The sequence below is a fragment of the Micromonospora polyrhachis genome (genome assembly GCF_014203835.1).
GTDB lineage: Bacteria > Actinomycetota > Actinomycetes > Mycobacteriales > Micromonosporaceae > Micromonospora_H > Micromonospora_H polyrhachis.
This window is the reverse complement of the sequence record NZ_JACHJW010000001.1, coordinates 688201-707865: the sequence shown is the minus strand read 5'-3', so window position 1 is coordinate 707865 and position 19665 is coordinate 688201. Positions and strand designations below refer to the sequence as shown.

General features: G+C 67.1%; 17 protein-coding genes. 10 read left to right on the top strand and 7 right to left on the bottom strand.

Annotated features, from left to right (window positions below; all coding sequences use genetic code 11):
* Nucleotides 1–180: 180 nt before the first annotated feature.
* Complete coding sequence (locus tag FHR38_RS02850; RefSeq protein ID WP_184532525.1) at nt 181–537, bottom strand: hypothetical protein; 357 nt, start codon at nt 535–537, stop codon at nt 181–183.
* Between the two features lie 2 nt (nt 538–539).
* Nucleotides 540–1193 carry a winged helix-turn-helix transcriptional regulator gene (locus FHR38_RS02845; RefSeq protein ID WP_184532523.1) on the bottom strand — a complete coding sequence of 218 codons (654 nt, stop codon included), beginning with the start codon at nt 1191–1193 and terminating at the stop codon, nt 540–542.
* A gap of 96 nt (nt 1194–1289) precedes the next feature.
* Between FHR38_RS02845 and FHR38_RS02840 the strand changes: the two genes are divergently transcribed.
* Entirely contained in the window at nt 1290–2186 is an 897-nt protein-coding gene (locus FHR38_RS02840) for an alpha/beta fold hydrolase (RefSeq protein WP_184532521.1), read from the top strand.
* A gap of 58 nt (nt 2187–2244) precedes the next feature.
* Here FHR38_RS02840 and FHR38_RS02835 read toward each other — a convergent pair whose 3' ends face one another.
* The gene (locus tag FHR38_RS02835) at nt 2245–2808 is read right to left on the bottom strand and encodes a TetR/AcrR family transcriptional regulator (RefSeq protein WP_184532519.1); all 564 of its coding nucleotides are present in this window, start codon (nt 2806–2808) and stop codon (nt 2245–2247) included.
* 48 nt (nt 2809–2856) lie between these two features.
* On the opposite strand from FHR38_RS02835, the gene FHR38_RS02830 reads away from it, so the two are divergent.
* The 5 genes from FHR38_RS02830 (at nt 2857) to FHR38_RS02810 (ending at nt 9143) form a co-directional block, all read left to right on the top strand.
* Nucleotides 2857–4488 (top strand): FAD-binding protein, encoded by a 1632-nt coding sequence (locus FHR38_RS02830; RefSeq protein WP_184532517.1) that lies wholly within the window; start codon nt 2857–2859, stop codon nt 4486–4488.
* 10 nt (nt 4489–4498) lie between these two features.
* The gene (locus FHR38_RS02825; RefSeq protein WP_184532515.1) at nt 4499–5302 is read left to right on the top strand and encodes an SDR family NAD(P)-dependent oxidoreductase; all 804 of its coding nucleotides are present in this window, start codon (nt 4499–4501) and stop codon (nt 5300–5302) included.
* Nucleotides 5303–5987: 685 nt separating this feature from the next.
* Entirely contained in the window at nt 5988–7247 is a 1260-nt protein-coding gene (locus tag FHR38_RS02820) for an ABC transporter substrate-binding protein (protein WP_246446265.1), read from the top strand.
* Between the two features lie 91 nt (nt 7248–7338).
* Nucleotides 7339–8235, top strand: a complete 897-nt coding sequence (locus FHR38_RS02815) for a carbohydrate ABC transporter permease (RefSeq protein WP_221449342.1) — start codon at nt 7339–7341, stop codon at nt 8233–8235.
* On the top strand, nt 8232–9143 hold the full coding sequence (locus tag FHR38_RS02810) for a carbohydrate ABC transporter permease (protein ID WP_184532510.1): 912 nt from the start codon (nt 8232–8234) through the stop codon (nt 9141–9143). The genes FHR38_RS02815 and FHR38_RS02810 overlap by 4 nt, the downstream gene beginning before the upstream one ends.
* Here FHR38_RS02810 and FHR38_RS02805 read toward each other — a convergent pair.
* On the bottom strand, nt 9133–9534 hold the full coding sequence (locus FHR38_RS02805; protein ID WP_184532508.1) for a winged helix-turn-helix transcriptional regulator: 402 nt from the start codon (nt 9532–9534) through the stop codon (nt 9133–9135). The genes FHR38_RS02810 and FHR38_RS02805 overlap by 11 nt on opposite strands.
* Before the next feature lie 74 nt (nt 9535–9608).
* Between FHR38_RS02805 and FHR38_RS02800 the strand changes: the two genes are divergently transcribed.
* The gene (locus FHR38_RS02800) at nt 9609–10373 is read left to right on the top strand and encodes a group II truncated hemoglobin (protein WP_184532506.1); all 765 of its coding nucleotides are present in this window, start codon (nt 9609–9611) and stop codon (nt 10371–10373) included.
* 103 nt (nt 10374–10476) lie between these two features.
* Here FHR38_RS02800 and FHR38_RS02795 read toward each other — a convergent pair whose 3' ends face one another.
* Nucleotides 10477–10929, bottom strand: a complete 453-nt coding sequence (locus tag FHR38_RS02795; RefSeq protein WP_184532505.1) for an LURP-one-related/scramblase family protein — start codon at nt 10927–10929, stop codon at nt 10477–10479.
* A 37-nt stretch (nt 10930–10966) separates the two neighbouring features.
* Entirely contained in the window at nt 10967–11881 is a 915-nt protein-coding gene (locus FHR38_RS02790; protein ID WP_312881753.1) for a LysR family transcriptional regulator, read from the bottom strand.
* A gap of 126 nt (nt 11882–12007) precedes the next feature.
* Here FHR38_RS02790 and FHR38_RS02785 point away from each other — a divergent pair, with 126 nt between their 5' ends.
* The 3 genes from FHR38_RS02785 (at nt 12008) to FHR38_RS02775 (ending at nt 18529) form a co-directional block, all read left to right on the top strand.
* A complete protein-coding gene (locus FHR38_RS02785) occupies nt 12008–15475 on the top strand; it encodes a proline dehydrogenase family protein (protein WP_184532501.1) in 3468 nt (1155 codons plus the stop codon).
* Nucleotides 15476–15601: 126 nt separating this feature from the next.
* Complete coding sequence (gene htpG, locus FHR38_RS02780) at nt 15602–17515, top strand: molecular chaperone HtpG (protein ID WP_184532500.1); 1914 nt, start codon at nt 15602–15604, stop codon at nt 17513–17515.
* A 108-nt stretch (nt 17516–17623) separates the two neighbouring features.
* Nucleotides 17624–18529: a phosphorothioated DNA-binding restriction endonuclease gene (locus FHR38_RS02775; RefSeq protein WP_184532498.1), complete on the top strand. Its 906-nt coding sequence runs from the start codon at nt 17624–17626 to the stop codon at nt 18527–18529.
* A gap of 100 nt (nt 18530–18629) precedes the next feature.
* Here FHR38_RS02775 and FHR38_RS02770 read toward each other — a convergent pair whose 3' ends face one another.
* A complete protein-coding gene (locus FHR38_RS02770; RefSeq protein WP_184532496.1) occupies nt 18630–19289 on the bottom strand; it encodes a C39 family peptidase in 660 nt (219 codons plus the stop codon).
* Nucleotides 19290–19665: the final 376 nt, after the last annotated feature.

Below are 19665 nucleotides of genomic sequence, written 5' to 3'. Positions count from 1 at the left end.
GGCCGCTCGTCGTTCCTGGAACGCGGGGCGAGCGGAGTGGAATGGGCGGGCCGCACCACGATGGCAGGATGGTCGGTGGGCGACGGCATGGCGTCCAGAGCCAGTGCCGGACGGGGCATCGGCTGAGGTGGTGCCGAACAAGCGGGGAGCGTCGTCCTGCTCGTCGACCAGTCGGTCGGATCAGCTCGCGTGTTGTAGGGAGTGGACGTACCCGTGGGCTTCCTGCGCGACGGCTCGCCACAGTGTGAGCGTCGTGGCACGGTCCTCTCGGATCGGGAATGCGATCCACTCGCGCATTGCGCGGTTTCCCATGACGACTTGTTCGGCGGTTCCCGCTGCAACGAACTCACTGGCTCGATCGCTTGGGAGCTTCACGATTAATTGCCCGCGATGTCCGAGGAAGGCAAATATCCTGCTGCCGACTCGCAGCCCTGGGCTGCGAAACATCGTGCCCATGGCGACGTCTGGTTCGTGCCCGAAGTCCCGGGCGATCTGGTCGAGGAGATCGTGGTTGGCTGCCTGTCGTCGGCTGGTCATCGTCAACCGCCTTGTCCGCGTCCCGCACCGGGTAGGACTCGTTCGAGGGCCGCTGTGGAGCCGTGAACGACCAGCCCTCTGGTTTGGGCCGCCGACAGGGGCATCTGTCCGGTGAAGAGTGCGACGAGCACCTGGGGCGGCGCTGTGACCGTGGCGTCGGGGTGACGCTGCGTCGAGCAGGGGCGCACGTCGACCTGCCCGTGTTGGACGATGATGTCGCAGCCGTCGTGCACGTCGCCAAGGCGTACGGTGTTGGCCGGCTCGTCGGGTGAACCGTCCTGACACAGGTGACGCAGCGGTAGTGAGAACCAGTGCACGCGGAACTCGTCGTCGTTTGGTGGGGCTGCCATCAGGGGGGCACCCCAGCGGATGAGTTCGCGAACGACGCCGCTGAGATCCTGGCCGCGATCGGTAAGGCTGATCAGCGTCGCGGCGACCGGCGGCGGCTCGTCATGCCGGGCGATCAGCGCTGCGGTCTCCATCTCGCGTAGGCGCTCGGCCAGCAGGTTGCTGGCGATGCCCGGCAGCCCGCGTCGCAGGTCGGAAAAGCGGCAGGGGCCTTGAGTGAGAAGCTCGCGGACGATCAGCAGGGTCCACCGGTCGCCAATCGCATCCAGGGCGCGAGCCATCGAGCAGTACTGGTGATACGAGCGCATACGCCCAGCCTATCAGGCAGGTTGCCAAACTAAACGGCGTGGTTTAATTTCTAAACTTGTCGGCGGGTGGGAGTCCGGTGGTCGCCATGGGCCGCCGTGAGTGACGAGAAGAAGGGCGACCAGGATGCGAGTGCCGGTTTCGTTCCGTCCCCCGAGTTGTATCCCTTCACCTCGCGGTGGCTGGATACCTCTCATGGCCGCCTGCACTATGTCGACGAGGGTGCCGGGCAACCGCTTCTGCTGCTGCACGGCAACCCCACGTGGAGCTTTTTGTATCGCAAGCTCATTCTTGCGTTGAAGGATCGATTCCGTTGTCTGGCCATCGACTACCTGGGATTCGGCCTTTCGGAGCGGCCATCCGGTTTCGCCTACACCCCGGCCGAGCATGCTGCGGTCGTGGGTGAGGTCATCCGCCAGTTGGACCTGCGGGACTTGATCGTGATGGGGCACGACTGGGGTGGGCCTACCGGCCTCTCGGCCGCCGCAGACAACGCTGACAGGGTTTCCGGCTTGATCCTGGGGAACACCGCGTTCTGGCCGCCGGATCGCAAAGCCCGACTGGTTGGCCGGGTGATGTCGACGGGCTTTCTGCAACGGCGCATCTTGCAAGAGAACTTCTTCGTCGAGCGATTCCTGTTCTCCAACGTGGTAGGGACCTTGCACGAAGCAGAGAAAGAGCACTATCGCGGGGTGCAGGCCACGACCGGACTGAGGGTCGCCGTGGCGCAGGCCCCACGGCAGATCGTGGCCGCGGCCCCGTGGCTGGCCGAACTGGAGGGTCGGGTGCAGCGTTCGTTGGCAGATCGGCGGGTACTGGTTACCTACCCGATGGCGGACCGTGCGTTTCCAGCGAAGACCACGTTGCCTCGATTCCGCGCCACGTTCGACGATATTCAGGTCGTTGAACTGCCGGGAGCGAAGCACTTCTTCCTTGAGGGCCAGTCGCCACGAGTGGTCGAGGCGATTCGCGCTCGGTTCACCTCCCGCGCATGACCCCCGATGCTAAGCAGCCGCCACCCCGGCGGCCGTCCGGTCAACCGCCAGCAGGGTTTCAGGGCGGGGGCAGGAGCCCTACGGTGGCGAGCGCCCGTGACACCTGGCCCCGTAGGTCGGTCGTGTCGATCGCGGTGACGACGATTCCGAACACCATGCGCTGGGCGAGCATCACGTCGTCGACAGTAAGGCCAGGATCCACCAGGCCGGCCTCCTGTGCCCGGGTCAGCGGCGGGTCGAGCAGCCCCCGCATTCGTTCGGCTCCGTCGTAACCGACGGCCTGGCGTCGGGCGTCGACAACCATCTCCACGAATGCCGCCTCGTCGATGGTCTTGTCGATGATGAGTGTCCAGAGACGTACGAAGGAACTGGAATCCGGGCTGGCGGAGATCGCCTCGTACTCCGCCCAGTCCTCGTCGAAGACCGCGAAGGCGAGTTCGAGCCGGGTCGGGAAGTGTCGGTAGAGAACTCCCTGGCTCACCCCTGCCTCCTTCACCACGGCCGAGAGCGGTGCGTGGTAACCACGCTCGGTGAAGACCTTGCGTGCGGCGGCCAGGATCGCCCGGCGATTGTCGGCCGAAGCAGCCGGCCCGCGGTTGACCTTACGTGTGTCACGGAGCACACTGACAGTCTAACCGGACAACATTGTCCGGTTGAAGGAGGTTTTTCGATGACCTTCGACAGGGCCTATGACGTGGTCGTTGTCGGCACCGGAGCTGCCGGCTTCGCCACCGCATTGGGTGCGATCGACGAGCGCCTCTCGGTGCTGATGCTGGAGAGCACGCCAAAGTGGGGGGGCAACAGCGCGAAGTCCGGCGGTGGCATGTGGCTGCCCAACAACCCGCTCATGCGACGCGACAGCGTGGGCGACTCTCGCGCGGAGGCGCTGACCTACCTTGAGGCCACCATCGGTGACGAGGGCCGGTCGACCAGCCGGGAGCGCAAGGAGGCGTTCGTCGACGGCGTCGCCGACTTCGTCGAGACCGCGCAGAAATACGGTATGGAGTTCGTACGCGCCACCGAGTACTCCGACTACTACCCGGAGCGGCCGGGTGGCAAGATCGGCCGCGGCATCGAGCACAAGCCGTTCGACGTACGCAAGATCGGCAAGTGGTGGCAGTCGACGCAAGCACCCGCGGCGATGCCGATCCTCACCGACGACGTGTGGCTGCTGGGTCGGGCCTGGTCGACGGCCAGCGGCTTCCGGCGCGGAGCGCAGCTCGCCCTCCGGACAGCTGGCGGCCTGGTGCGTGGGGCGAAGCTCGCGGGCATCGGTGCAGGTCTGATGGCATCGTTCCTCCACATCGTGGTGGTCAAACACAAGGCCGACCTGTGGCTGGAGTCCCCGCTGGAAGATCTTGTCGTCGCGGACGGCCGGGTCGTCGGCGTGCGCGTCACACATGAGGGCAGGCAACTCACGATCGGCGCGCGCCGTGGCGTGATGCTCGCGGCCGGCGGATTCGACTACAACCGCGAGTGGCGGCGGAAGTACCACGGCATCGACGGGTCCCCGTCTGGCGCGCCGGGCAACCTCGGCCAGCCGATCGACATCGCGATGTCTCACGGTGCGGCCACCGAACTGCTCGATGACGCGTGGTGGGGAGCGTCCGTCGCGGCGACAAGCGTCTCCGAGCCGTCATTCATCGTCGGCGAACGGTCGTTCCCGTTCTCGATCATCGTCGACGCGCGGGGCGATCGGTTCGCCAACGAGTCGGAGTCGTACGTCGACCTCGGCCACCACATGCTCGACCACGACAAGGTCGGGCCCTACTGGATGATCGCCGATCGCCGCCACGCCCGCCGCTACCTTCGCAACTATCTGCTGGATCCCCGGGCGAAGCGGGCGATGCAGCGTGAGGGAGTGCTGTTCAAAGCCGACACGCTGGACGATCTGGCGAAGCTGATCGGTGTCGAACCGGCCCGCCTGACCGCCACGGTCGAGCGGTTCAACGGCTTTGCCCGCGCCGGTGTCGACGGCGACTTCGGCCGCGGGAACTCGGCGTACGACCGCTACTACAGCGACCCACTGGTTCACCCCAACCCCAATCTCGGCCCATTGGAGCGCGGACCGTTCACCGCGGTTAAGGTCGTCATCGGGGACCTCGGCACCAAGGGTGGCGTGGTCACCGACGCCGAGGGCCGGGCGCTGCGCGAGGACGGATCGGTGATCGAGGGGCTCTACTCGGCCGGAAACAACTCGGCCTCGGTGATGGGTAGGACCTACCCGGGCCCCGGTTCGACGATCGGTCCGGCCGTGGTGTTCGGGCTCCGCGCCGCCCGTCACATGGCGGACGGCGAATAAGGAGGTCGTCGTGGAAATCAGGGAAAGCGTTTTCGCCGTCACCGGTGGTGGCAACGGGATCGGTCGGGAGGTCGTCCTGGCCCTGCTTGCCCGTGGTGCCCGGGTCGCCGCGATAGACCTGAGCGAAGCCGGCCTCAAGAAGACAGCCGATCTGGCTGGTGTGGGCGATCGGCTGATCACCATGCCCGTCGACATCACCGACCGCTCGGCGGTGCTGGCACTGCCCTCGGCGGTCGTTGCCGCCCACGGGCAGGTCGACGGCCTGATCAACGTCGCCGGCATCGTGCATGGCTTCAAGCCGATCTCCGCACTGGGCTTCGAGGACATCGAGCAGGTCATGGCGGTCAACTTCTGGGGCACCGTCAACACCACGAAGGCATTCCTCTCGTTGCTCGAAGCACGGCCGGCGGCCTCTTTGGTCAACGTCGCGTCGATGGGTTCGCTCGTGCCGTTCCCGGGCCAGGGCGCCTACGGTGCGAGCAAGGCGGCGGTGAAGCTCTTCACCGAAGGGCTCATCGCCGAGCACCAGAGCGGTCCGCTCAAGGTGACGATCGTGTTCCCGGGCGGCATCGCCACCAACATTCTGGGCAACTCCGGGATCGATGCTCGCGGCGTCACTGCCGATCAGGCGGAAGCGGCGAGCAAGCTCACGTCTCCTGAGGATGCTGCGCGCCAGATCGTCGATGCTGTCGCTACGGGAGCACCACGGGTCACGATCGGCAAGGACGCTCGGATGCTCGACCGTCTCTCTCGTCTCATGCCCGCGCGAGCGATTCCCCTGATCGCCAAGAAGATGCGAGAGCTGGTGAAATAGCGGGCGTCGTGCAGCCTTCAGCCGTGCTGCTCGGCACTGCTTTGTTAGATGGCTGTGGTGCGCCGTTTGAAGGGCATCTTGATCGTGGTTGGCTGCAGTGCGTTAGGCAAAGGAGCATCTACTTCGACCTCGGCCACCACGGTCGGCAATCTGTGCCCCCGCCGCGAAGTCCTCCGACCGCGCCTGAACCGAGCCAGCTTCCGCTCGTCCACATGACGGCGCCATCAGGTGGAGTTCGTCCTTTCGGTCTACGAGATGTTAGGACGCGGTCGTCACGCTGTGACCGGCCTGACAGCAGGCTACCGCCCTGGAGCGTCTCTCCGGCTGTCGCTGAGGGAGTGCGGGTCTAACGGAGGCCTCTCTGCTAGCAGCGCCTTGACACGGAGGGGTGCAGTTGACGAGGCAGCCCTCCGGACGGAGACGACGCGAAACGTCCTACTGGACGAGTCTCAAGGGTGCTCACCAGTGCGACGTCGAACGGGCGAGGCGGCCGCCGCAGGGTCGTGACCTGCTGGAATGTGGTTCGGATGAGGTAGCCGTCTGAAGGTCGTTCCCGGTCGACCGAGCCGGACTACATCCGGGATTGAAGAGAGTCATCGCCCATCATTGACAAAGATCTGTGCGGTGGTGAAGCCTGGCCGACACATGAACCGGACAACAATGTCATATCCGCCTGGAGGGGTGTATGCGAACTTCGACCAGAATGGCTGGTGCCTTGGCCACCGTGTGTGCGTTGCTGGCGGGTGCAGCGTGCGGCACCGACGACGCCGGCGGCGACAGCAAGGACGTCGAGGTGTTCACCTGGTGGGCCGATGGTGGCGAGAAGGCGGGACTGGACGGACTCGTCGCCGCCTTCGGCACTGACTGCGCCGAGTACAAGTTCGTCAACGGGGCAATCGCGGGTGGTGCCGGCTCCAACGCCAAGCAGGTGCTGGCGTCCCGGTTGAGCCAGGCCGACCCACCGGACACGTTCCAGGCGCACGCCGGTGCCGAGCTGATCGACTACATCAACGCCGGCCAGATCGAGGACCTCAGCGACGAGTACCAGCAGTGGGGCTTGACCAACGCCTTCCCCAAGGGGCTGATCGACAACCTGACCGTCGACGGGAAGATCTACTCGGTGCCGGCGAACATCCACCGGGCGAACGTGCTGTGGAGCAACAAGTCGGTCCTGACGGCGGCTGGCATAAGCAAGGACGCCACGACCCTCGACGGCTTCTTCGCCGACCTGGAGAAGCTGAAGGCCAAGGGCGTCACGCCGCTGGCGCTGGGCAAGGACTGGACCCAGCTGATGCTCTTCGAGGTCGTGCTGATCAGCGACCTGGGGCCGGCGCAGTTCACCGGGTTGTGGAATGGCCAGACGCCGTGGGACAGCCCGGAGGTGGCCAAGGCGATCGATGACTACGCCAGGCTGCTGACCTATACCAACAAGGACACCCGGGACACCTTCGACTGGACCGATGCCGAGAAGCTGCTCATCGACGGGAAGGCCGGCTACCAGTTGATGGGTGACTGGGAAGCGGCCGACCTCGACGCGAAGCAGTTCACCGGCTACGCCTTCTCCACCTTCCCGGGCAACGGCACCACCTTCCAGTGGCTGGCCGACTCGTTCGTGCTGCCGAAGGACGCCAAGAACACCGAGGGTACGAAGTGTTGGCTGAAGACGGTCGGCAGTGCTGCCGGGCAGAAGGCGTTCAACACGAAGAAGGGTTCGATCCCGGCCCGTACCGATGCCGATTCGGCCGACTACCCGAGCTACCAGCAGGCGGCCATGGCGGACTGGAAGACCCAGACGCAGGTACCGTCGTGCGCCCACGGCGCGGCCTGCTCGCAGGGGTGGCAGGGTGCCCTCGGCTCGGCCATGGGCAAGTTCTCCAGCGACGGTGACAAGGCAGCGCTGCGGACGGCGCTCGTCGCGGCGGCCAAGCAGTTCGTCGGCAAGTAGATCAGGAGCGGCCGGGTCCGTGCGGTGCGACGGATGCCGCAGACCCGGCCGATTCCGGTCTCCGTCGATGTCAACCAGAGGAGGCGTGAGGTTGCGTCACCGGATGCGGCGCTGGGCACCGGCGCTGATCGTGCTCTCACCGTCCCTGCTCCTGTTGGCGGTGTTCGTCTACGGCCTGATCGGCTGGACGGTGAACCTGTCGCTACAGGACAAGCACAACGCGCGCCCGGCAGCGGGATACGTGGGCCCGGACAACTACACGAACCTGTTCACGGACGACATCAACGACCGGTTCGTGCACTCGCTGAAGAACCTCGGCATCTTCACCGTCGTGTTCATCGGCGGGGCGATGCTGCTCGGAGTGCTGTGGGCGGTCCTGCTGGAGCGCGGCGTACGGGGCGAAGGCTTCTTCCGGGCCGTCTACCTGTTTCCGATGGCCGTCTCCTTCGTGGCCTCCGGGGTGGTGTGGCGGTGGCTGATGAACGCCGGCACCGGCGACAACGCCGGTGGCCTCAACGCCGTCTTCAACGGGCTCGGGCTGGGGTTCCTCGAGAACCGCTGGTGGACCGATCCGGACTGGGGCATGGCGGCGATGGCCGTGCCGGCGATCTGGCAGCTGGCCGGATACGTCATGGCGCTCTTCCTGGCTGGATTCCGCGGCATCCCGACCGAGCTGCGCGAGGCGGCTCTCATGGATGGCTGCTCGACCTTCCAGCTCTACCGACACGTGCTGTTCCCGCAGCTCACCCCGGTTGCGCTGTCGGCGCTGATCATCACGGGGCACATGTCGATGAAGATGTTCGACCTGATCATGTCCGTGTCCGGGCCGCAGTACCTCACGGAGGTCCCCGCCGTATACGTCTGGCAGACGCTGCTCACCAACGACCAGGCCAAGGCAGCGGCGATCTCGATCCTGCTGCTGATCGCGGTGGCGCTGGTGATCGTGCCCTACCTCATCCACGTCAACCGGGTGGAGAAGCGTTCATGAGTACGGAGCTGACCGCCGCCGCGTCCCGCCCCGACACCACCCCGGCGACCCGACCGACGCGACGAGACCACCGGAGCGCCGCCCGTGTCGGTGCCGCCGCCGCTCGTACCCTGCGCTACGCGGTGCTCGTCGGCTTCGTCGTGGTGGTGCTGATGCCGATGTACGTGCTGGTGGTGACGAGCTTCAAGTCGGGTAGCGAGATCGGCGTCACCGGGCAGTGGAACCTTCCGGAGCACTGGACCCTCGCCTCGTGGACCAAGGCCTGGGACCGGCTGGGCGAGTCGTTCTTTCGTACCTTCTCCCTGGCGATCCCGGTCGCGGTCGTCTCTTCCTTCATCGGCGCGGCCAACGGCTTCGTCCTGTCCCGCTGGCGGCTGCCGGCTGCCGACGTGTTCTTCACCCTCATCCTGTTCGGCATGTTCATTCCGTACCAGGCCGTGATGATTCCCCTCGGGGAGGTCGTCTCCTGGCTCGGTGTGCCGAAGGGAATCTGGACCCTGATCCTGGTTCACATCATCTACGGAATACCGATCTGCACCCTGATCTTCCGCAACTACTACGCCACCACAGTGCCACTCGAACTCATCGAGGCGAGCAGTATCGACGGGGCCGGCCTCGTCCGCACGTTTCGTTCCGTCATCCTGCCGCTTTCGATCCCCGGATTCGTCGTCACGATCATCTGGCAGTTCACCTCGGCGTGGAACGACTACCTGTTCGCGATCTTCCTGTCCAACACCCGCAACGGTCCCATCACCATCGCGCTGAACGCCCTCGCCGGCGCACAGTCTCCGGACTACGCCGCCTCCATGGCCGGTGCCCTCATCACCTCACTGCCCACCCTGGTCGTCTACATCCTGCTCGGTCGCTGGTTCATCGGCGGGCTCATGGCCGGTTCCGTCAAGGGCTGACCAATCGCTGCGGTGCCCCCGCTGACCCCGCCGCGACCGCGTCGGTCGAGTCCGCCGTCGGCATCGCGATCAGCGTGCCGGTCCGTGCCGCCCGGGACCGCCCCCAGTCATAGAGCGCCTGCAACACCGGCGTCAGACTCCAGCCCTCGTCGCTGAGGCGGTACTCCACGTGGGGCGGGACGGTCCCGTGATCGTCCCGCACCACCAGGCCGCTGGCCTCCAACTCCCGTAGCCGCTGGGTCAGCATCTTCTCGCTTACGTCGGGCATCCGGCGGCGCAACTCCCCGTAGCGTCGAGCCCCCTCCTTGAGGTGAGCGAGGATCACCACCCCCCACTTACCCCCGACCAGATCGATGGTCAGCTCGACCGGGCAGTGGTATCGCTTGGGCATCGTCGTCTCCTGCCGTCGTACGCACCAGAAAGTGCGTACTTGATCGTTCTCAATGGGGATGGTGCGCTGTACCCATGGTCATCGAGTACATCAGGTACCGCGTGCCGCAGGAGCGACTGGGCGGCTTCGAGGACGCGTACGCGCGGGCCGCGACAGCGTTGCGTGCCGCACCCCAGTGTCTCCAGTACGAGCTGACGCGTAGCGTGGAAGACCCGTCCCGGTATGTGCTGCGCATCGTCTGGACCTCTGCCGACGACCACCTCCGCGGTTTCCGGGGCGGTCCGAACTTCGCCGGATTCTTCGCCGAGATTCGCCCGTACGTAACGGACATCGAGGAGATGACCCACTACGCGGAGACTCCGGTCGTCGGTTCCGGCGGCGGTGCTCCACCCACGTTGTACGAGTGGGCCGGCGGCCTGGATGCGTTTCGGAAGCTGTGCGAAGCGTTCTATCGTCGGGTTCTCGCCGACGAGCTACTGGCACCGCTGTTTGCCCGGATGGATTCCGAGCACGTCCGGTACGTGGCGGTGTGGCTGGCCGAGGTGTTCGGCGGCCCGGAGACCTACAGCATCGAGCGCGGCGGCTACCCGCACATGCTGCGCCGCCACCTTGGTCGGGGCATCACCGAGGCGCAGCGCCGACGCTGGGTGAACCTGATGCTGGACGCAGCCGACGAGGTGCACCTCCCCGACGACCCGGAGTTCCGTGCGGCCTTTTCGGGCTACCTGGAGTGGGGCACCCGGCTAGCCCTGGCCAACTCACAGCCCGGCGCCGACCCGGCGCATGAGGCACCGGTACCCAGATGGGGCTGGGGAGTCGCCCCGCCGTACCGATCCTGATGGCCGACCGTTCACTTCGCCCCTCCTCGATACGTACGGCTTCGTGCACCCCGGCTGCGACCGGAGCTTCGGGCGGGATACCTATTCCGGCCGGTGCCCCGGTTCAGCTGGCCGCAGCCGCCTGTGCGTTCCACATCGTGATGATGACGCCAAGGACGAAGACCTGTACCGGCAGCGGCATGCCCGGCAGGTCGGCGGCGATGTCGCCCCGCCAGACGCTGGTCCGCCGCACCGATCCCACCCGGGTGTCGCCGACCCTCAGTTCCTGTTCGTCGTTCCACATCGACGCGCGCTGGAACTGGTAGGTCCGCCCAGCAGCGGTCACGGTCCACTGTTTGCGGCCGACTCGGTCTGCGGAGGCGACGAGTGTCCCCGTCACATCGACCATGCCAAACCGGTTGCCCCAGGCGTTGCCGCGTACCTCGTAGCGCTGCCCGTCCAGCTCGAACGCGCCACCGCTTCGCCAGGAGGAACTGTCCCAGGTCGCGACCGGTCGGCCGTCGATGGCGATGTCGTAACGGCTGCGCCAGATGCTGGCCTTCCTGGCTTCCAACATTTCGTCAGGCTAGCCCGATAAGGCAAGAGGCCACAGGTCACCGGTGACGGATGTCCTCACCGGCCGCTCGGGCGGCGGCCTCGTGTTCCAGGGTCTGCCGGAACGCGCGGGCAGCGGGCGACTTGGCCCCGGCGAGCCGCTGGGCGGTGAAGATGGTGCGCCGAGGTGCGTCGGGTAGTTCCACGAGCCGGCAGGTGGTGCTCCGACCCGCCCAGACGAGGTCCGGGATGAGCGCGACCGCGTTGCCCGACTCGACGAGTCGGATCTGTGCCTGCAGGTCGGCCGTCTCGTAACGTACGTCAGGCTCGAAGCCGGCGCTGCGACACAACTGTTCGGCGAAGTGCCGGGAGGCGGTGCCGCGCGGTTCCATGACCCACGGCACGCGGCGGGCGTCGTGTAGCGATTCGACCGGCCAGAGTGCCGCCTCCTCGGCGGGCAGGGCGAGCCGGATGGCGTCGGTGGTCAGGTCGCGGCGGTCCAGACCGGGATGATGCGGTGCGGCGTGCGCCGGGTATTGCTCGGCGATCACCATGTCGAAGTCGCGGGCCCACGTCTCCCGCAGTGCCTGTTCCGGCTCCCTTTGCACCATTTCGACCCGGACGTCCGGATAGCGCAGGGCCATGCTCCGCAGGGTGCTGGGCATCAACGCCAGCGCCGCCGACTGGAAGACCGCCACCCGGACGTTGCCGCTCACCTTCGTCAGCGACGCCTGAAGTTCGGCCTCGGCCCGTTCGAGGGTGTTGAGCACCTCGCCCGCCGACACCACCAGCATCTCCGCCTGCGGCGTCAACTGGAGTCGACGGCCGGCTCGGCGTAGCAGCGTCATGCCGGTCTCCTTCTCCAACTGGCTCAGCTGCTGGGAGACGGCGGACGGGGTGAAGTTCAACGCCTCCGCGACGGCGGCCACGGTGCCGCGTACGGCCAACTCGCGCAGCAGCACCAGACGTCTCACGTCGAGCACCGCGACCTCCAGGGTTCCGTAAGCAGAACTTAAGGATAGACCTCAAAAAGCGTCGCTTATCCTAATCCTCGGCAGGCGTGACACTGGGGCTGTGACTCACGGCAGGAGCCAGCGCGCATGACCGACCTCACCACCCGTCCCGGCCCGTTCGAGACACCCGACGGCCATCCCGGCGACGACCTCGCGCAGGAGACGATCGCGCTGGTGCGCCGCTGGCTCACCGAAGCGTCGGCCTTCCCCGTCGACGCCTCGGCAGCTCAGTTGGCCGGCCTGTTGCGCGACCCGAACGGCCTCGCCTTCGCGGTGGGCTTCGTGGATGGTGTCGTCCGCCCCGAGGACGTACGCGTCAGCGCGCAGGCCCTGGCCGCGCTCGCTCCCGGCGTACCGTCGTTCCTGTCCGCCCCACTGCGGGCCGCCGTACGCCTGGGTGGCGTGCTCGCCCCGGTGCTGCCGGGGATCGTGGTGCCGATCGCCCGCAAGGTGCTGCGCCGGATGGTCGGCCACCTGATCGTCGACGCGACCGACGCCCGGCTCGGCAAGGCCATCCGACGGATCCGCGCCAGGGGCGTACGGCTCAACGTCAACCTGCTCGGCGAGGCGGTGCTTGGGCGGGGTGAGGCCCGCCGCCGGGTGCAGGAGACCCAACGCCTGCTCACCCGGGACGACGTCGACTACGTCTCGATCAAGGTCTCCTCGACCGTCGCCCCACACAACCCGTGGGCCTTCGAGGAGGCGGTCGCGGACATCATCGAGGAACTGACGCCGCTGTTCACCACGGCCGCCTCCGCCGCCATTCCCAAGTTCATCAACCTGGACATGGAGGAGTACAAGGACCTCGACCTGACCATCGCGGTCTTCACCGAACTGCTGGACCGGCCGGAGTTCCTGCACCTGGAGGCGGGCATCGTCCTGCAGGCGTACCTGCCGGACGCGTTGAGCGCCATGATCCGGTTGCAGGAGTGGTCGGCGCGACGCCGGGAGCGCGGCGGCGCCGGCATCAAGGTACGCCTCGTCAAGGGTGCGAACCTGCCGATGGAGCAGGTGGAGGCCACGCTGCACGGCTGGCCGCTGGCGACCTGTCGCAGCAAACAGGACTCGGACACGAACTACAAGCGGGTCCTGCACTACGCGTTGCACCCCGAGCGGATCCGCAACGTCCGCATCGGGGTGGCCGGGCACAACCTCTTCGACGTGGCGTACGCCTGGCTGCTCGCCGGTCGGCGGCAGGTCCGTGACGGTATCGAGTTCGAGATGCTGCTCGGCATGGCCCAGGGGCAGGCCGAAGCGGTACGCCGGGAGGTCGGCGGGCTACTGCTCTACACCCCGGTGGTCCGGCCGAAGCAGTTCGACGTGGCCATCGCCTACCTCATCCGCCGCCTCGAAGAGGGGGCCAGCAGCGAGAACTTCATGTCGGCCGTCTTCGAACTGGACTCCAACCCCGGGCTGTTCGCCCGCGAGAAGGACCGCTTCCTGGCCTCGTTGGCCGCGCTGGACGACGAGGTGCCCGAGCCGCACCGGACCGCCGACCGGTACGCCGCCGTCGAGGAGCCGCGGGAGGGTCACTTCGAGAACACCCCGGACACCGACCCCGCCGTACCGGAGAACCGTGAATGGGTCCGGGCACTGCTGGCCCGGGTACCCACCTCCCGGCTGGGGGTCGACGAGATCGAGGCGGCCCGGGTGACCGACGCCTCGGCCCTGGACGGCGTGCTGCGCCGGGCCTCGGCCGCCGCCCCCGGTTGGGCCGCCCGTACCGGTGCCGAACGGGGTGCTGTCCTGCACCGAGTCGGCCAGGTCATCGAGGCGCGCCGGGCCGAGCTGATCGAGGTGATGGCCGCCGAGGCGGGCAAGACCATGGACCAGGCCGACCCCGAGGTCTCCGAGGCCGTCGACTTCGCCCACTACTACGCCGAACTCGCCCGCGAACTCGACGACGTCGACGGGGCGACCTTCACGCCGGCCCGGCTCACGGTCGTAACGCCACCGTGGAACTTCCCGGTGGCGATCCCGGCCGGTTCGATGCTCGCGGCGCTGGCCGCCGGCTCGTCAGTCGTGGTCAAGCCCGCCGGACCGGCGGAACGGTGCGGCGCGGTCATCGCCGACGCCATCCGGTCGGCGCTGGCGGAGGCCGGCGCGCCCCGGGAACTGCTGACGCTGATCCAGGTGGACGAGACCGAACTCGGCGCGACGCTGATCAAGCACCCGCTCGTGGATCGGGTGATCCTCACCGGGGCCTACGAGACCGCACAGTTGTTCCGGTCCTTCCGGGCGGACCTGCCGCTGCTCGCCGAGACCAGTGGCAAGAACGCCATCATCGTGACGCCCAGCGCCGACCTGGACCTCGCGGTCAAGGACGTGGTCTCGTCCGCCTTCGGGCACGCCGGGCAGAAGTGCTCCGCAGCCTCGCTGGTCGTGTTGGTCGGTGAGGTCGCCCGCTCCGAGCGGTTCCGTACCCAGCTCCTCGACGCGGTCTCCTCGCTGACCGTCGGCTACCCCACCGATCCCCGTACCCAGATGGGGCCGGTCATCGAACCGGCGACCGGCAAGCTCCTGGCCGGACTCACCGAACTCGGCGAGGGGGAGCGGTGGCTGTTGCAGCCGAAGCAACTCGACGAGTCGGGACGGCTGTGGAGCCCCGGCGTCCGGGAAGGGGTACGCCGTGGCTCGGTCTACCACCGCACCGAGTTCTTCGGGCCGATCCTCGGCATCATGACCGCCACGACCCTCGACGAGGCCATCGACATCGTCAACGAGGTCGACTACGGGCTGACCTCCGGGCTGCATTCGCTGGAATCCGCCGAACTCGGCCGGTGGCTGGACCGGATCCAGGCCGGCAACCTGTACGTGAACCGGGGCATCACCGGTGCCATCGTTCGTCGGCAGCCGTTCGGCGGGTGGAAGAAGTCCGCCGTCGGCCCCGGCACGAAGGCTGGCGGCCCGCACTACCTGGTCGGGCTGGGCGGGTGGAGTCCCGCGCGCTCGACCGCCGATGCGGAGATCGGCAGCTCGGTCGTGGCGTCGCTGCTGGCCGCCGCGCGGTCCGCCCTGCCCGCCGAGGACTTCGCCTTCGTCGAGCGGGCCGCCCGCAGCGACGCGGCAGCCTGGGCGCGGATCTTCGAACCGGCTGTCGACGTCTCGGGGCTCGCGGCCGAGCGCAACGTACTGCGCTATCGGCCACACCCGGTGACGGTACGACTGGGTACGGACGAGCCGATCGCCACCCTGATCCGGGTGTTGGCCGCCGGCGCGCTCGCCGGGGCACCGATGCGCGTCTCGACCGGCGTACCGCTGGCCGGTCCGCTCCAGGCGGCGGTGTCGGCGGTCAGCGACCAGGTCACTGTCGAGGACGAGGCGGCCTGGCTCGCCCGGGTGGCGACGTACGACGCCGGGCGGATCCGGTTGATCGGGGAGTCGGCATCGCGGTTGGCCACGGCTACCGATGGACGGCCGGACCTCGCCGTCTGGTCCGGGCCGGTGACCGAGGCGGGCCGGGTGGAACTCCTGCCGTTCGTCCATGAGCAGGCGGTGAGCATCACCGCACACCGGTTCGGAAACCCCAGCAACCTCTCCGACGGCCTGCTCTGACCCGACGGCCGGTCCGATCTGCGGGCCCGCTCGGCCGTGATCGCGCTGGCCACCGCCGACCGCTTCGGCGGTGGCCAGCGCAACTCGTATCCTGTCGACAGGAATCTGTCCTCAGAGGGAGTCGGATTGAGTAATCGGATCGAAACGTTGGAGTTCCAGGCCGAGACGCGTCAACTGCTGCAGTTGATGGTGCATTCGATCTACTCCAACAAAGACATCTTCCTGCGGGAACTCATCTCCAACGCCTCGGACGCCCTGGACAAGCTGCGTCTCGAGTCGCTCATCGACAAGGAATTGCAGGCCGACACCTCCGACCTGCACGTCACCATCGAGGCCGACAAGGAACAGCGCACTCTCACCGTGCGCGACAACGGCATCGGCATGTCCCGCGAGGACGTCGTCGCGCTGATCGGCACGATCGCCAAGTCGGGTACGGCGGAACTGCTCCAGAAGATGAAGGAGTCCAAGGACGCGGCGGCGTCGCAGGAACTCATCGGGCAGTTCGGGGTGGGCTTCTACTCGACCTTCATGGTGGCCGACCGGGTGACGCTGCTGACCCGCCGCGCCGGGCAGGAGGAGGGGACCCGCTGGGAGTCGACCGGTGAGGGCACCTACGTCGTCGAGACCGTGGACGACGTCCCGCAGGGCACCTCGGTCACGCTGTACCTGAAGCCGGAGGACACCGAGGACCAGCTCTTCGACTACGCGGCCGAGTGGAAGATCAAGGAGATCGTCAAGCGATACTCCGACTTCATCGCGTGGCCGATCCGGATGACGACGGAGCGCACCGACGAGGCCGGGGCGACGACGTACGACGTGCAGACGCTGAACTCGATGAAGGCGCTGTGGGCGCGGCCCCGCAGCGAGGTCGAGCCGGCTGAGTACAACGAGTTCTACAAGCACGTCAGCCACGACTGGAGCGACCCCCTCGAGACCATCCACATGAAGGCGGAGGGGACCTTCGAGTACGAGGCGCTGCTGTTCATTCCGAACCACGCGCCGTTCGACCTCTTCATGCGTGAGGGCAAGCGCGGGGTGCAGCTCTACGTCAAGCGCGTCTTCATCATGGACGACTGCGAAGCGCTCATGCCGAACTACCTGCGCTTCGTCAAGGGCGTCGTCGACGCGCACGACCTGTCACTCAACATCTCCCGCGAGATCCTCCAGCAGGACCGACAGATCCAGGCCGTACGTCGGCGCCTGGTGAAGAAGGTGCTCGGCACGGTGAAGGAGATGCTCGCCGATCAGCCCGAGCGGTACCGGACGTTCTGGAACGAGTTCGGCCGGGCAGTCAAGGAGGGGCTGGTCGAGGACCGTGACAACCAGGAACTGATCCTCGACATCGTCTCGGTCGACTCGACCCACGACGCGGACCAGCCCAGCACCCTGCGCCAGTACGTCGAGCGCATGAAGGATGGCCAGAAGGACATCTACTACATGACCGGCGAGTCCCGGGGCATGATCGAGAACTCGCCGCACATGGAGGCGTTCCGGGCCAAGGGCTACGAGGTGCTGATCCTCACGGACCCGGTCGACGAGGTGTGGGTGGAGCAGGTCGGCGCGTTCGACGGCAAGCCGCTGCAATCCATCGCCAAGGGGCAGATCGACCTCGACAGTGAGGACGAGAAGGCGGACACCGAGCCGGAGCGAGAGCAGGCCAAGAAGGACTTCGCCGAACTGCTCTCCTGGCTCACCGGGAAGCTGTCAGCCGAGGTCAAGGAGGTGCGGCTTTCTTCCCGGCTGACCACCTCGCCGGCCTGCCTGGTCGGGGACGCCCAGGACATGACCCCGACCCTGGAGAAGCTGTACCGCGCGATGGGTCAGGAGGTGCCGCACGTCAAGCGCATCCTGGAGATCAACCCCACGCATCCGCTGGTGACCGGCATGCGCAAGGCCCAGGAGCAGGGTACGGACGAAGAGGTGCTGTCCGAGACCGCGGAGCTGCTGTACGCCATGGCCCTGCTGGCCGAGGGCGGGGAACTGAAGGACCCGTCCCGGTTCACCCGGCTGCTGGCCGATCGGCTGGCCCGCACCCTGTAGCGGAATGCCACTCGGGGCCGGGTTGCCAGGTATCTTCGCTTCGGCAAACCCGGCCCCCTCGCTACGGGCCCTGTCCTTCCCCGTGCACCCGAGGATGATGGAACGGCGATGCCGGAAGCTTCTGTGATGCTGCGGCGGCTGGAGCGACTACGTCAGCACCAGAAGGACGGACGTCGTGCCCCGCACAAGCCGCTGCTTCTGCTGTTGGCCCTGGGCCGGTTCGCCCGGTACGGAACCAGCGCCCTGCCCTGGTCCGAAGCGGAGAGCCTACTCGGTGACCTGCTTGCCGAGTATGGTCCGGCCAGCCGGACGAGTCGGAGGCAGGGGGCCGCCTACCCGTTCACCCGGCTGCGTAGTGACGGCATCTGGGTGTTGGACCGTGACGTGCCGATGGATCTGGTTCGTCCACTGGTGGAGGAGCGGGTGGTGGGCAGCCTCGTCCCGGCGTTGGAGCGAGCGTTTCGCGACGACCCGGGCCTGGTCAAATCGGTTGCCCGTACCCTTGTCGAGAGTCACTTCCCCGATACGGTGGCAGCGGATGTGCTGGTTGCGGTAGGACTCGATCCCGACGAGGTCCGCCACTCGGGCGAGGTGATCCCGGAGCCGGACGGGGACGCCCGGAGGCGTGATCCGAAATGGCCGTCGGCGGTGCTGCGGGCCTGGGACTGTCAGTGTGCCTTCTGCGGGTTCGACGGCCAGCTCGGCAACTGGCCGGTCGGGATCGAGGCCGCCCACGTGCGCTGGTTCAAGCATGGTGGTCCGGATGACCTCGACAACGGCTTGGCGCTGTGCGTACTGCACCACAAGCTGTTCGACCGAGGTGCCTTGGGGCTCACAAAGGACCTGCGGATACAGGTTTCGGCGAGCTTCACCACGCGTACGGAGGCCGGCCGGATCCTGTACCGGCTGCACGGTCGACCGTTGCGGCCTCGGCCAGGGACTGCGGTGCCGGCTGCCCAGCATGTGGCCTGGCACCAGAGCGAGGTCTTTCGGGGCGTGGCTCTTCAGACATGACGGCTTGGGATGGCGGGTCGGCTCGGATGCCGCCGCAGGACATGACGAAGGGCCAGCCCGGTGTGGGCTGGCCCTTCGTTGTGTTGTTTGTGTGTCTGGATCAGGCGGAGTAGCCGCGGGTGGCGATCCAGTCGGCGAGGTTGTCGGTGGTCATCCAGTAGCTGGCGGTGTTGGGGTTGGCGGAGTCTGCGATTTTCACCTTGTTGCCGTTGTCGGTGTAGCCGGTGACGGAGATGTAGTGGCCGCCTTGGAAGGAGTGGGTGCCGCCTTCTGTGTCGGTGGCGGTGCCGGCGATGTTGGCGACGACGGCGCGGCCGTTGTCGACTGCCTTGCGGATGTCGTCGGCGAGTTTGTTGGTCTGCTTGTCGTCGGCGTTGCGGTCGGGGATGGCGATGGTCTTGTACTTGTCGCCGCCGACGACCTTGTTGAGGACGCGGGTGGTGTCTTCGGCGGAGTTGGTGCCGTCTTCGGTGGTGCCGAGTTGCTTGGCGGCTTCGTCTTGGTTGATGTGGTGGCCGGAGGCGCTCAACGCGTTTCGGGTGGCGGCGGGGCCGCAGTAGTAGAAGTTGGTTTGGGCTTCGTACTTGAGGTTGAGTTCCTTGGCCTTACCGCTGTCGCGCTTGTCGTGTTGGATCTTGGTGGCCGGCTTGCCGCTGTCGGCGTGGGCGGGGGTGGTGGTGAAGGGGGCGGCGGCGAGGCCGCCGGTGAAGGCGAGGCCGGCGATGCCGAGGGCGGTCTTGCGCAGGGTGGTGGTGTTCATGATGGGTGGTTCCTTTCGTTCCGGGGGTGTGCGGCACGCGCGTCACGTGGGGGTGTGGGGTGCCGCGAACAAAGGGAATGGAGTAAGTAGGAAGGGGGAAACCCTGGTTCGCTGTGCGTCTTCCTTGGGTGTCCCGGGGGTGTAACGACTGTGGGCCGGCGGCTATTTCCGCCGGGGCCCGGGTGCCGGGGGCGGACCTGTTGGTCGCCGGGGGCCTGTCCGGGGAGGCCGGAGGTGGGGGGTGCTGCTCCGGGCGTCGGTGGGTTCAACGCCTGGGGGTGGGGGCCCATTCCGCGGATCCGGACACCGACCAGTGTCGATCACGGGGATTTCAGGGATGACCCCGCCTTATTCCGGACATCTAGGTGCGGATCCC